A 13,211-nucleotide genomic window follows, 5' to 3' on the forward strand; every position below is an offset into this window, starting at 1 on the left:
ATGAAGCATCGAACTTCAATCAGTGCGCACACCGACTGAAGCTCTTCTGCTTACGTTATACCTTTTATGCTAGATCATCCATATCTTCTTCTTGTTCGCTAAATCCAGCAGCTTCGAGCTCGGAAGCACCGACGCTGACAGGAGCTCTTTCGAAGTTATCGACTTCATCGAGGTTTAGCTTTTCGCTTGTTCCATCATCCTCGTCGTCGATTTCCTTCATTTCGATTTCCTCTTCGTCCTCTGTCAGGATCTTCACGTCCATACCTAAGCTTTGAAGCTCCTTAATCAATACTTTGAATGACTCAGGAACACCTGGTTCAGGAACATTTTCACCTTTAACGATCGATTCATACGTTTTTACACGACCGACAACGTCATCGGATTTAACGGTAAGAATTTCTTGTAGTGTATAGGCTGCACCATAGGCTTCAAGCGCCCATACCTCCATCTCACCGAAGCGCTGACCACCGAATTGTGCTTTACCACCAAGCGGCTGCTGTGTAACAAGTGAGTAAGGTCCTGTTGAACGAGCATGGATTTTGTCTTCTACCATGTGCGCTAGCTTAATCATATACATGACACCAACGGTTACTTCGCGCTCAAACTCTTCACCTGTACGGCCATCAAATAGCTTCGTCTTACCATTACGCTGCATACCTGCTTCTTCCATCGTGTCGAATACATCTTCCTCATTCGCACCATCGAATACTGGGGTAGCTGCATGAATGTTAAGGTATTTACAAGCCATGCCCAAGTGTACCTCAAGAGCCTGACCGATGTTCATACGAGACGGTACCCCTAGTGGGTTAAGAACAACCTCTACTGGTGTTCCATCTGGTAGGAATGGCATATCCTCTTCTGGCATAATACGTGCGATGACACCCTTGTTACCGTGACGTCCCGCCATCTTATCCCCTTCAGAGATTTTACGTTTTTGTGCAATATATACACGTACAAGGTGATTCACTCCAGGAGGAAGCTCATCGCCATTCTCACGAGTAAATACTTTCACATCGACAACGATACCTGTTGTACCGTGCGGTACACGTAGGGACGTATCACGAACCTCGCGTGCCTTCTCGCCAAAGATCGCATGAAGTAGACGTTCTTCAGCAGTAAGCTCCGTTACACCCTTAGGTGTTACTTTACCTACAAGAATATCTCCAGAATTAATCTCTGCTCCGACACGAATAATTCCACGCTCATCAAGGTTGCGAAGCGCTTCTTCACCTACGTTCGGAATATCGCGAGTAATTTCTTCTGGTCCTAGCTTCGTATCACGAGCTTCGGATTCATACTCTTCAATATGAATAGATGTGTACACATCTTCTTTAACTAGCTTCTCGCTTAGCAAGATCGCATCCTCATAGTTGTAGCCTTCCCAAGTCATGAAGGCAACGACTACGTTGCGACCTAATGCCAATTCACCGTTCTCTGTTGATGGGCCATCCGCCATGATATCGCCTTTTTTAATGACGTCACCTTTGCGAACAAGAGGGCGTTGGTTAATACATGTACCTTGGTTAGAACGCATAAACTTATGAAGCTTATGTCTAATAAGGTCACCTTGTACTTCCTTGCCGTCAACGATCTCAACGCGGCGCAGCAAGATTTCATTTGCCGATACGCGTTCAACGACACCATCGTATTTAGAAACGATACATACACCAGAATCCTTCGCAGCTTTATGCTCCATACCTGTACCTACAAAAGGAGCTTTCGGTATAAGCAATGGTACCGCCTGACGTTGCATGTTCGATCCCATAAGCGCACGGTTGGAGTCATCATTCTCAAGGAACGGAATTAGCGCCGTTGCCACAGATACAACCTGCTTAGGAGATACGTCCATATAGTCAACGCGAGAACTTGGCATAGTCAAGATATTATCTGCCTGCTTATTAAAACGTACAATCGTTTCTTTCTCAGCGAACTTGTTCTCTTCCGTTAGAGGAGCATTCGCTTGCGCAACGATATAGTTGTACTCTTCATCCGCAGTCATATACGTTACTTTATCTGTAACAACACCTGTCTCAGGATCAACCCAACGATACGGAGCTTCGATAAAGCCGTACTCGTTAATACGTGCATACGTAGACAAGGAGTTGATCAAACCGATGTTCGGTCCCTCTGGCGTCTCGATCGGACACATACGACCATAGTGAGAGTTATGAACGTCACGCACCTCGAAGCCCGCGCGCTCACGCGTCAAACCACCAGGTCCTAGTGCAGACAAACGACGCTTATGCGTTAGTTCAGCCAGTGGGTTCGTTTGGTCCATAAACTGTGATAGCTGGGAGGATCCGAAGAACTCCTTAATGGATGCAATCACTGGACGAATATTAATTAGAGCCTGAGGCGTAATAGCATTCGCATCCTGAATGGACATTCTCTCACGAACAACACGTTCCATACGAGAAAGACCAATACGGAATTGGTTTTGCAGTAGCTCACCAACTGAACGCAAACGACGATTACCCAAGTGGTCAATATCATCTACGTCACCTACGCCATGAAGCAAGTTCAAGAAGTAGTTGATCGAAGCGATAATATCTGCAGGTGTAATATGCTTAACAGACTTATCGATAATGCCATTTGCGATAATCTTAATTACTTTGCTTTCATCAAGCGGCGAGTACACGCTGATCGTTTGCAGCGGAATGTCATGTGCATCAAGCACACCATTCGCTACTCCATATGTTTTGAAGCCAATATCTGATTCTAGACGATCTAGAATTTGATCAAGCAAGCGTCGATCAATAACTTGGCCTTTTTCAGCAACAATCTCACCAGTCGATGCATCAATCAGATCCTCTGCAAGGCGCTGATTGAACAGACGGTTTTTGATATGAAGCTTTTTGTTAATTTTATAACGACCAACATTCGCTAAATCATAGCGTTTTGGGTCAAAGAAGCGAGCTACTAGCAAGCTTTTTGCGTTATCCAATGTTGGTGGTTCACCTGGACGCAGGCGCTCATAAATTTCAATGAGTGCTTTTTCTGTAGAGTCCGTGCTGTCTTTATCAAGCGTATTAGAGATATATTCATCGTGTCCGAGCAGATCAAGAATTTCTGCGTCTGTTCCGAAACCTAAAGCACGAAGCAATACTGTTACAGGAATTTTACGCGTACGGTCGATACGAACATAAACAATGTCCTTCGCATCCGTTTCTAGCTCGAGCCAAGCACCACGGTTAGGAATTACAGTAGCCGTGTATGCCTTTTTACCGTTTTTATCAACCTTAGTGCTGAAGTAAACACTTGGGGATCGAACCAATTGGCTGACTATAACGCGTTCCGCCCCGTTAATAATAAACGTGCCGGTCTCTGTCATTAGTGGGAAATCACCCATAAAGACTTCTTGTTCCTTAACCTCGCCAGTCTCCTTATTAAATAAGCGTACCTTCACGCGCAAAGGAGCTGCATACGTAACATCCCGTTCTTTCGATTCATCGACTGAATATTTAGGTTCACCTAAGCTGTAATCAATAAACTCAAGCGATAAATTGCCCGTAAAGTCCGTAATCGGTGATATATCCTGGAATAACTCGATCAAGTCTGTCTCCAGAAATTTCTCATACGATTTTTGTTGGATTTCAATCAGGTTCGGGACTTCCAGCACCTCTCTGATCTGACTGTAGCTTCTACGCGTACGACGACCATACTGAACAAGTTGTCCTGCCAACTTAACCTCACCCCTCATGTCTGTCTAACAGCAGCAATATTTTATACAGCTGTTGCAATCTCTACATTTTTCATAGTTAGAGATCATAAAAATAAAGAAAAGCCCTTATCGAATAGTTCGAAAAAAGAGCATGTTTCCGGCTGATGACCACCTGTAATCTTACATAATGGTCCATATCAAGTAATTTTGCCCAAATTTATATCGTTATACTCCAAGATGTACAAATTATTTTGGTTATACCGCAATTTGACACTTGACAGTAGATAACTAAGCACAATTCAAGCAATTTTATGCTGACATTTTATAATACTAACATATCCGAAATGTCAAGTCAAATCTTTTTCTTGGTTTTCAGAATAATTTTCATAAACTGCTAATCCAAGTGAATCAGCCATATTCAAGCTGCGATGCGAGTATACATTCAGTCGTACATTGTGATCAAAAGTTGGATTTTTGAACTTCATCTTCAAATAGGTGTTCAAAAATTCAGCTTTCAGCACCGAGAAGGTTGAATAAAGCTAGGGAATGAGGAACGCAGCGTACGTAATTGGTACGTGAGTACCGGAAGTCCCGGCTGAATTCAAGATTCGATGTCGAGTATGCTTTCAGTTATACATCGTGATCAAAGTTGGATTTTTGAACTCCCCTTCAAATAGGTGTTCAAAAATACAGCTTTCAGCACCAAGAAGATGGAACGATACTAGAATACGAGGAGCGCAGCGTACGGTATTGGTACGTGAGCACCGAAGTTTTCGGTAGCGTTTCATATTCGATGTCGAATAAGCTACAGCGTATTACATCGTGATCAAAGTTGGATTTTTGAACTTCATCTTCAAATAGGTGTTCAAAAATTCAACTTTCAGCACCGAGAAGGTTGAATAAAGCTAGGGAATGAGGAACGCAGCGTACGTAGTTGGTACGTGAGTACCGGAAGTCCCGGCTGAATTCAAGATTCGATGTCGAATAAGCTACAACGCAGCACATCGTGATCAAAGTTAAATTTTTGAACTTCATCTAGTAGCTTTGAAGATGCGATAGCCTTTATCCTTGGTCACCTCTTCCACCCCAGCAAACATCGATTCCAGCTTTGCTTTTGCAGAAGGAGCTCCTTGTTTTTTTTGAATGACGATCCACATTGTACCGCCATCATTCAAAAGCTCATATCCTTCTTCAAACACACGATGAACTACCGCTTTTCCTGCTCGGATAGGTGGATTGCTTATAATACAGTCAAAGCGCATTTCTTTAACCGCTTCATATAGATCACTCTGCATAACCGTTACATTGTGAACTTCGTTTAGTGCTGCATTTCTTTTGCTTAGCTCTACCGCCCGCTCGTTGATATCGATCATCGTAACATGTCCTTTAGGAGCTAACTTGGCTGCAGTAATTCCAATCGGGCCGTAGCCACAACCTACATCCAATACGGTAGCATGCTCTGCAAATTCCATGGCACCTATTAATACCTGACTTCCATAATCAACTCCAGCTTTAGAGAAAACACCAGCATCGGTCGTAAATTTCAGCTTAAATCCACGTAACTGCCATTCATGCTGCTGTTCATTACTAGCTACATTCGGCTTTTCGCTATAATAGTGATTGCTCAATAAGGTCACCAGCCTACAACATATATTCTAATTCTAAATCCTAGTTATTACCTTAACACATGGAAAGAAACCCCTTGAAGCCAGGCTTCAAGGGGTTTGATCTGCCACAAGTAAAAGTTAATTACTTAACTTCTACAGATGCGCCAGCTTCTTCAAGTTTAGCTTTGATAGAATCTGCTTCTTCTTGGCCAACTTTTTCTTTGATTGCTTTAGGTGCGCCATCAACAAGTTCTTTAGCTTCTTTCAAGCCAAGACCAGTGATTTCACGAACTGCTTTGATTACGTTGATTTTACCAGCGCCAGCGCTTGTAAGGATTACATCAAACTCAGTTTGAGCAGCTGCGCCGCCAGCGTCGCCGCCACCAGCTACAACAGCTACAGGAGCTGCAGCAGTAACGCCGAATTCTTCTTCAATTGCTTTAACAAGATCGTTCAGTTCAAGAACTGTCATACCTTTAATTGCTTCTAAGATTTGCTCTTTAGACATGGTATTACCTCCGAAATATATTATAATTTAGTTTTTTTGCGATGCTTCAAGCATCGATTGTCATTCAACAGTACATGCATCAAGCGATATTAAGCTTGAGCTTCTGCTTCTTGCTTATCACCAACAGCTTTAACTGCAAGCGCGAAGTTGCGAACTGGCGCTTGAAGTACGCTGAGTAGCATAGAAAGAAGACCTTCGCGAGAAGGAAGTTGAGCAAGTGCTTTAACTTGTGCCTCGTCAACTACTTTACCTTCAACTAGACCACCTTTAATTTGCAACGCATCATTTTCTTTTGCGAAGTTGTAAAGGATTTTAGCTGGAGCAACTGCATCTTCATTACTGAATGCAACAGCTGTAGGACCAGTTAGAATATCGTTAAGCGCTGTGTAATCAGTACCTTCAGTCGCACGACGAACGATTGAGTTTTTAAGAACTTGGAACTCAACACCAGCTTCACGAAGCTGTTTACGTAGCTCAGTTACTTGAGCAACATTAAGTCCACGATAATCAGCGATAATCGTACTTGGGCTGGAAGAAAGCTTCTCAGCTACCACGTTAACTGCTTGTTGTTTCTGCTCAATAATCTTAGCGTTAGCCAAACTGTACACCTCCTGTAAAAATTTACATCCCGTGTAAAAGAGAGATCCTGCCCTCGATGCATGAGAAAGGCCCTCGCAATCTAGTAGCAAGGGCCATGATTCGATTCGCACTTCAATAATCTTGAATTGCTTAACGCTCTATCATAACACCTCGGTAGGAAATTAAGCCTTATAGGCACCTACTGTCTACGGTATGCATATTCAAATTTAATTCACTATTCTTCGATCAATTAGCGGTAGTTCGAAGTATCAACACGAGCACCAGGACCCATTGTAGAAGAAACAGCGATGTTTTTCAGGTAAACCCCTTTAGCTGCTGCTGGTTTAGCACGAAGAAGTGCATCAACTAGAGCTTTCAAGTTTTCATTCAGCTTTTCAGCATCGAATGAAACTTTACCAATTGGAGCATGGATTTGACCTGCTTTATCAAGACGGTATTCAATTTTACCCGCTTTGATTTCTTGAACGGCTTTAGCAACATCAAATGTTACTGTGCCTGCTTTAGGGTTAGGCATTAGGCCTTTACCACCAAGGATACGACCTAGCTTACCAACTTCAGCCATCATGTCTGGTGTTGCTACGCAGACATCGAAATCGAACCAACCTTGTTGGATTTTGTTAATCATGTCTGTGTCGCCAACATAGTCAGCGCCAGCAGCTTCTGCTTCTTTTAGTTTTTCACCTTTAGCGAAAACTAAAACTTTTTTTGTTTTACCAGTACCGTGTGGTAGTACAACTACACCACGAACAGCTTGGTCTTGTTTACGTGGGTCTACGCCCAAACGTACAGCAACTTCAACGGACTCGTCGAATTTTGCAGTAGATGCCTTCTTAACAAGCTCAATTGCTTGTAGTGGCTCGTAGCTAGCTTCACGATCGATCAGCTTAGCTGCTTCAACATACTTCTTGCCGTGTTTAGCCATTGTAAATTCCTCCTATTGTGGTTATAACGGGGTGACTTCAAACGCCACTCCTCCCACCCGTGAAGCAAAAGCTTCACAAAGCGAGTTGTTCTCGCGTAGATATCATCTGTTGATTAGTCAACGATCGTGATACCCATTGAACGAGCAGTACCTTCAACCATAAGCATAGCTGCTTCAACAGTAGCTGCGTTAAGGTCTGGCATTTTTGTTTCAGCGATTTCGCGAACTTTGTCACGTTTAACCGTTGCAACTTTTTTCTTGTTAGGTTCTCCAGATCCTTTTTCAACGCCAGCAGCGATACGAAGAAGTACAGCAGCAGGTGGCGTTTTTGTTTCAAAAGTAAAGGAGCGATCCTCAAATACTGAGATAACAACCGGAATAATCAATCCCGCTTGGTCAGCTGTACGAGCGTTAAACTCTTTACAGAATGCCATGATGTTAACACCAGCTTGACCTAGTGCTGGACCGACCGGTGGCGCTGGGTTAGCTTTTCCTGCAGGGATTTGCAGTTTTACCAATTTGATAACTTTTTTTGCCATGATTCACACCTCCTTGACGTGATATACAAGATAGCTTTTACAAGCTCTTGCCCGAGTCCCCTTCGATAAAGGTTACACCTTCTCGACTTGAGTATAGTCAAGCTCAAGCGGGGTTTCTCTACCAAACATGTTGACGTGAACCTTTAGCTTCGCCTTGTCGAGCAGAATTTCTTCCACAGTTCCGACAAAGTCTGCAAAAGGACCTACCTTGACGCGAACAGTTTCTTTCAGCTCAAACTCAATCTTCGGCTTAGGCTCTTCCATACCCATATGCTTAAGAATTTGTTCCACTTCTTCAGGCAATAATGGAGTAGGCTTTGATCCTGAACCAGTCGATCCTACGAAACCCGTAACTCCAGGCGTATTACGAACAACATACCATGAATCATCTGTTTGGATCATCTCGACAAGCACGTAGCCAGGATATACCTTGCGCTGAACGGTTTTACGCTTACCGTCCTTCTCTACGATCTCGTCTTCCATCGGTACAAGAACACGGAAAATTTTATCTTCCATATTCATGGACTCAACACGACGTTCCAAATTAGCCTTCACTTTGTTTTCATAGCCGGAATACGTATGCACGACGTACCATCTTTTTTCCATCACAAATCCACCTTTGGGCCTTCGTTAGACAATTAGATCTACGAGAGCTGAAATCCCGATGTCTAGAATCCAGAAGTAAATCGTAACAGCAATAACCGTCACGAGCACAACGAGAGTATAACTCGTCAATTCCTTACGACTAGGCCAACGGACCTTTTTAAGCTCTGCCCAACTGTCGGCAAAAAAACTAAACGTCGTACTAAAGCTCTGTTTCACTTTCGCTAAAAATGTCACAGTCACACCTCCAATTGACTATCTCGTCTCGCGATGAGGAGTCTGCTCGTTACAGAACTTGCAAAACTTCTTCAACTCGATGCGGTCGGGGTGATTGCGTTTGTTTTTAGTCGTCGCATAGTTTCTCTGTTTGCAGTTTGTGCATGCCAGCGTGATGATAACCCGCATTGAATAACACCTCCCGAACTGCTAAAAAATAACGAATCATATTACTTTACCCGTAAATAGGTTTTGACCACAACGAAAAAACCTACTTCAAGGCCTACCTAAACACTTTAGCACAAGGCATTCCTCATGTCAACGCAAAACAACGGTATCGGGTGTACAATTTTCAAGCAATATCTAGTAATTGCATTTCAGATTATAGACCACTGCTAGATCAATCAGCTCTCTATAACCATTATGTTCCAAACGATAGCCATATTAAACCAATGGACTGTCTTCAGTGCCTGAAAAAATTCAGCCAATAAAGACAGTCCGTCGTTTACATACCTATTCAATTATAAGTGCTCTGTCATATCTCGGACTTCTAAATACTTCTCAAGCTTACGCTTTACCCGCTGCAACGCATTATCAATCGACTTAACATGTCGATTCAGATCGACAGCGATTTCCTGATAGGAACGACCATCGAGGTAAAGCATTAAAACCTTGCGCTCAAGATCGCTCAAGATTTCTGCCATTTTATCTTCTAGTCCAGAGAATTCTTCTTGATTAATAATAAGCTCTTCAGGATCCGATACTCTCGTGCCACATATAACATCTAATAGAGTACGATCGGAATCCTCATCATATATCGGCTTGTCCAAAGAAACATAGGAATTTAGAGGAATATGTTTTTGGCGAGTAGCGGTTTTAATCGCGGTAATGATCTGGCGGGTTATGCAAAGCTCTGCGAAGGCTTTGAAGCTGGAAAGCTTGTCCCCCTTGAAGTCGCGGATTGCTTTATATAAACCTATCATTCCTTCTTGAACAATATCTTCACGATCAGCTCCGATAAGGAAGTATGACCGAGCCTTCGCACGTACGAAGTTCTTATACTTATTGATCAAGAATTCCAGCGCTATACTATCGCCCTCACGGACAGCTTCTACAATTTCCTCGTCCGTATTATCGTCATATTCAAGCGTACTCCATTCTTTGAGGTCGATACTCATACCCTATCCCTCCGGCCTGCAAGGCGTACACCGCTAGATTTATATGCACAAACATAGAGTCAGTATACATGAGATAAGGCTTTACAGTCAACCAAACGAGCCATTTCTCACAATATAGTTTTTATCAGCAATAGAAACATTTGTTATTTTTTCGACAAGGGACCTTTGAATGTCTGATCGTCATCATCTTCATGCTTTCCTCTTCTAATTCGTTCAAGCTTCATCCAAACATCGCTGGTTACTCGGTTGTCAATCGAATGACGATGCTTGACGCTTGGACTCGTTATCGTTTGCTTAATCTCCTTACGGTTCTCCCTGATCTCCATGAGCAGCTCGCGCGCAGACATTCTAAGAGCACCTTGCCCAAAGATCACATGCTGCTCTGTCATGTCATTCGTTGCTACATACACATTGCGCCTGCGGCTAATCCACTCTGAGCAAATGCGCTCAATACACTCATCCGCCGTTTCCTTTTCTCTCGTATAGACAACGGTTAGCTTATGCTGGCGATAGGTCGCACCTACGCCAGGCATCTGATGTGCATCGAAAATTACATACACCTGCATACCGGAAAAGCCTTGGAAATCTGCGAGCATATCGAGCAATCGATCTCTCGCATCCTCCAAGGAATGCTCCTTCAAGCGAGCGAGTTCTGGCCAAGCGCCTATCATATTATAACCATCAATTAACAGCACATCGTTGCGTCGATTCATCATAAGCTACAAACCTCTGCGTTGTCTTAACACCTCATACATCAATACACCAGCAGCTACCGATGCATTCAATGAATTTAAGCGACCCGCCATTGGCAGCTTAACAAGAAAATCACACTTTTCTTTAACGAGACGACCGATACCCTTCGCCTCATTACCGATAATTAAAGCAAGCGGCATATCGAATTTTTGCGCGTAAACATCTGCAGTAGCAGCAACATCCGCGCCAGCAATCCAGATGCCTTGTTCCTGCATTCGCTCAATCGTTTGAGCCAAATTCGTCACGCGCGCTACCGGAACATGCTCTGCTGCGCCAGCCGACGTTTTCAGAACCGTAGCTGTTAAGCCAACGGAGCGTCTTTTTGGAATAATAACGCCATGCACTCCGGTGCATTCTGCTGTACGAAGAATAGAGCCCAGATTATGTGGATCCTCAATCTCATCAAGAATGATAAAGAATGGTGTCTCGCCTTTCTGAGCAGGTATCTCTAGCAAATCCTCAAGCTCCACATAATCTGCTGCAGCCGCTTGAGCAACAACACCTTGATGTGTAATGCCAGGTGCAAGCTGGTCCAGCTTGCGCTTATCAACAAACTGCACAACGATGCCATGTTTCTTTGCCTCACTGAGGATCGCCCCCGTCACAGACTTCTGTGCACCATCAGCTACCCATATTTTATTCAATTCACGGCCAGAGCGCAGTGCTTCCAGTACAGGATGCTTCCCTGCAATCAAGCCTTCACCGTTATGACTCCCGTTATGACTTTCTGTCATCCTATTCATCCTTTCTATTTCTCGCTAGTCAATTCACCAAGTCCAATACGGAATAGCTCTGTAATACGTTCAATACGCTCTTCAAAATACAGATAGCCTACTAAGCATTCTAAAGCTGTGGCATGCCGATAATCGAGCATATCAGCATTTTTGGGAGGCGTGCCGGATTTCGCATTTCTGCCCCGCTTCACGATATCGTGCTCCTCCTCTGTTAAATAAGGGAGCAATCGCTCAAGCAGCGTGCGCTGCGCTTTAGCAGATACGTAGCTTGTTGCAAGCTTGTGCAGATGATGAGCCTTATGATTCGGCATGGACAGCACATATTGTCTGACAAGCAGCTCAAACACCGCGTCCCCCATGTAGGCAAGCGCGACCGGCTGAATCAGCGCGGATGGCTTGCCTGGCTTGTGTATTGCAAATTTATTATTCATTATTCACTCTCACTTACGGCGCCAGCGTATACCTTGCGGTGTATCCTCAAGCACAATATTCATAGCATTGAGCAAATCGCGAATTTCATCCGCTCTCGCCCAGTTTTTATTTGCACGCGCTTCTGTGCGCTCTACAATAAGCGCCTCTACCTGCGCATCTAGGTCTTCCTCCTCCTGTGCTGGTTGCAGTAAGCCAAGCACAAGATCAAATCTCTCGAACTTCTCCTTCAAAGCCTTCAGCGCCTGCGCACTTAACGCTTCATCCTTCATGCTAGTGTTCGCTACAGATACAAGCTCAAATAAAGCGGTAATCGCATCTGGCGTATTAAAGTCATCGTTCATCTTAGCAGTAAACATCTGTTCTACACGTGCTAGCTCAGCTGCAAGTGCTTCACTAACTTCACCTGTATTGCCTTCCTTCTCGGCAAGCTCAAATCGATGCTGCAGGTTAGCATAGCAGGTGTTGATCCGCTCAACGCTGTTGGTCGCTTGAGCGATCGTATCATCATTGAAGTTAAGCGGGCTACGATAGTGCGTAGCAAGCATGAAGTAACGTATTGCCTGCGGCTTTACCTTCTTCACCAGCTCATGCACGGTGATCCCATTGCCAAGAGACTTCGACATTTTCTCATTATTGATATGGATATAGCCATTATGCATCCAATAATTCGCTAGTGGTGCCTCGGTTAAGCATTCTGACTGTGCAACCTCACATTCGTGGTGCGGGAACTGCAGATCAAGTCCGCCTCCGTGAATATCAAGCGTATCTCCTAAATACTTGCGCGCCATTGCCGAGCATTCAATATGCCAGCCCGGGCGACCCTTACCCCATGGACTATCCCAATTGATTTCTCCAGGCTTTGCTGCTTTCCACAGCACAAAATCCTGTGCATCCGCCTTCCGGTCACCAATTTCCACACGAATGCCATGCTGCAGCTCTTCTAGGTTTTGATGAGACAGCTTACCATAATCGGCAAACGACGACGTCTTAAAGTAAACGTCACCGCCACTTTCATACGCATGTCCCTTTGCCATAAGTCCTGCAATAAATTCAATAATGTCATCCATATGATTCATTACGCGTGGACTAAGGCTTGCGCGGCGAATGCCAAGCGTTTCAATATCTTCATAATAAGCATCGATAAAGCGATCAGCGACCTCAGGAACGGTAACACCAAGATCATTGGCCTTCTTAATCAGCTTGTCATCCACATCTGTAAAGTTGGAGACGTAGTTCACTTCATAGCCTGCGTACTCCAAGTATCGTCTTACTACATCGAAAAAAATCGCAGGACGCGCATTTCCGATATGAATATAATCATATACGGTTGGTCCGCATACATACATTCGAACCTTGCCCGCTTCAATCGGCTTAAAAGCCTCCTTTTGGCGTGTGAGAGAATTATATATTGCAACTGACATCACTTTACCTCCAATGTATTCTCTTCTTATGTTATCG

At 44.0% G+C, this 13,211-nt stretch carries 14 protein-coding genes and 1 other annotated feature; all 14 genes read right to left on the minus strand.

Annotated features, from left to right (window positions below; genetic code table 11):
• Positions 1-64: 64 nt before the first annotated feature.
• Positions 65-3,682, minus strand: a complete 3,618-nt coding sequence (gene rpoB, locus NSQ99_RS00940) for a DNA-directed RNA polymerase subunit beta (RefSeq protein ID WP_251670929.1) — start codon at positions 3,680-3,682, stop codon at positions 65-67.
• A 1,010-nt stretch (positions 3,683-4,692) separates the two neighbouring features.
• On the minus strand, positions 4,693-5,289 hold the full coding sequence (locus NSQ99_RS00945) for a class I SAM-dependent methyltransferase (RefSeq protein WP_340834397.1): 597 nt from the start codon (positions 5,287-5,289) through the stop codon (positions 4,693-4,695).
• A 121-nt stretch (positions 5,290-5,410) separates the two neighbouring features.
• Complete coding sequence (rplL, locus tag NSQ99_RS00950) at positions 5,411-5,776, minus strand: 50S ribosomal protein L7/L12 (protein WP_251670931.1); 366 nt, start codon at positions 5,774-5,776, stop codon at positions 5,411-5,413.
• 89 nt (positions 5,777-5,865) lie between these two features.
• The gene (gene rplJ, locus NSQ99_RS00955; RefSeq protein WP_251670932.1) at positions 5,866-6,375 is read right to left on the minus strand and encodes a 50S ribosomal protein L10; all 510 of its coding nucleotides are present in this window, start codon (positions 6,373-6,375) and stop codon (positions 5,866-5,868) included.
• A gap of 54 nt (positions 6,376-6,429) precedes the next feature.
• Positions 6,430-6,585, minus strand: a sequence feature (ribosomal protein L10 leader region).
• 20 nt (positions 6,586-6,605) lie between these two features.
• Positions 6,606-7,298: a 50S ribosomal protein L1 gene (gene rplA / locus NSQ99_RS00960; protein WP_251670933.1), complete on the minus strand. Its 693-nt coding sequence runs from the start codon at positions 7,296-7,298 to the stop codon at positions 6,606-6,608.
• 113 nt (positions 7,299-7,411) lie between these two features.
• The gene (rplK, locus tag NSQ99_RS00965; protein ID WP_251670934.1) at positions 7,412-7,837 is read right to left on the minus strand and encodes a 50S ribosomal protein L11; all 426 of its coding nucleotides are present in this window, start codon (positions 7,835-7,837) and stop codon (positions 7,412-7,414) included.
• A 72-nt stretch (positions 7,838-7,909) separates the two neighbouring features.
• On the minus strand, positions 7,910-8,443 hold the full coding sequence (gene nusG / locus NSQ99_RS00970) for a transcription termination/antitermination protein NusG (protein WP_251670936.1): 534 nt from the start codon (positions 8,441-8,443) through the stop codon (positions 7,910-7,912).
• A 24-nt stretch (positions 8,444-8,467) separates the two neighbouring features.
• Positions 8,468-8,677, minus strand: a complete 210-nt coding sequence (secE, locus tag NSQ99_RS00975; protein ID WP_251670938.1) for a preprotein translocase subunit SecE — start codon at positions 8,675-8,677, stop codon at positions 8,468-8,470.
• A gap of 18 nt (positions 8,678-8,695) precedes the next feature.
• A complete protein-coding gene (gene rpmG / locus NSQ99_RS00980; protein ID WP_082967189.1) occupies positions 8,696-8,845 on the minus strand; it encodes a 50S ribosomal protein L33 in 150 nt (49 codons plus the stop codon).
• 332 nt (positions 8,846-9,177) lie between these two features.
• Complete coding sequence (sigH, locus tag NSQ99_RS00985) at positions 9,178-9,834, minus strand: RNA polymerase sporulation sigma factor SigH (protein ID WP_251670939.1); 657 nt, start codon at positions 9,832-9,834, stop codon at positions 9,178-9,180.
• A gap of 143 nt (positions 9,835-9,977) precedes the next feature.
• Positions 9,978-10,547: an NYN domain-containing protein gene (locus tag NSQ99_RS00990; protein WP_340838708.1), complete on the minus strand. Its 570-nt coding sequence runs from the start codon at positions 10,545-10,547 to the stop codon at positions 9,978-9,980.
• 6 nt (positions 10,548-10,553) lie between these two features.
• The gene (gene rlmB / locus NSQ99_RS00995) at positions 10,554-11,321 is read right to left on the minus strand and encodes a 23S rRNA (guanosine(2251)-2'-O)-methyltransferase RlmB (protein WP_251670941.1); all 768 of its coding nucleotides are present in this window, start codon (positions 11,319-11,321) and stop codon (positions 10,554-10,556) included.
• Positions 11,322-11,335: 14 nt separating this feature from the next.
• Positions 11,336-11,752, minus strand: coding sequence for a Mini-ribonuclease 3 (locus NSQ99_RS01000; RefSeq protein WP_251670942.1), 417 nt, complete (start codon positions 11,750-11,752; stop codon positions 11,336-11,338).
• A gap of 9 nt (positions 11,753-11,761) precedes the next feature.
• The gene (cysS, locus tag NSQ99_RS01005; protein WP_251670943.1) at positions 11,762-13,174 is read right to left on the minus strand and encodes a cysteine--tRNA ligase; all 1,413 of its coding nucleotides are present in this window, start codon (positions 13,172-13,174) and stop codon (positions 11,762-11,764) included.
• Positions 13,175-13,211 lie beyond the last annotated feature (37 nt).

It is taken from the genome of Paenibacillus sp. FSL W7-1287, assembly GCF_038004245.1.
In the GTDB taxonomy this organism is placed as follows: Bacteria; Bacillota; Bacilli; order Paenibacillales; family Paenibacillaceae; genus Pristimantibacillus; species Pristimantibacillus camelliae.

Bases quoted from the DNA above. Each gene is read 5' to 3' on its own strand.
- rlmB (WP_251670941.1), bottom strand. From the start codon at position 11,321: ATGACAGAAAGTCATAACGGGAGTCATAACGGTGAAGGCTTGATTGCA.
- rplK (WP_251670934.1), bottom strand. From the start codon at position 7,837: ATGGCAAAAAAAGTTATCAAATTGGTAAAACTGCAAATCCCTGCAGGA.
- nusG (WP_251670936.1), bottom strand. From the start codon at position 8,443: ATGGAAAAAAGATGGTACGTCGTGCATACGTATTCCGGCTATGAAAAC.
- NSQ99_RS00990 (WP_340838708.1), bottom strand. From the start codon at position 10,547: ATGAATCGACGCAACGATGTGCTGTTAATTGATGGTTATAATATGATA.
- cysS (WP_251670943.1), bottom strand. From the start codon at position 13,174: ATGTCAGTTGCAATATATAATTCTCTCACACGCCAAAAGGAGGCTTTT.
- rpmG (WP_082967189.1), bottom strand. From the start codon at position 8,845: ATGCGGGTTATCATCACGCTGGCATGCACAAACTGCAAACAGAGAAAC.
- NSQ99_RS01000 (WP_251670942.1), bottom strand. From the start codon at position 11,752: ATGAATAATAAATTTGCAATACACAAGCCAGGCAAGCCATCCGCGCTG.
- rplL (WP_251670931.1), bottom strand. From the start codon at position 5,776: ATGTCTAAAGAGCAAATCTTAGAAGCAATTAAAGGTATGACAGTTCTT.
- rplA (WP_251670933.1), bottom strand. From the start codon at position 7,298: ATGGCTAAACACGGCAAGAAGTATGTTGAAGCAGCTAAGCTGATCGAT.
- sigH (WP_251670939.1), bottom strand. From the start codon at position 9,834: ATGAGTATCGACCTCAAAGAATGGAGTACGCTTGAATATGACGATAAT.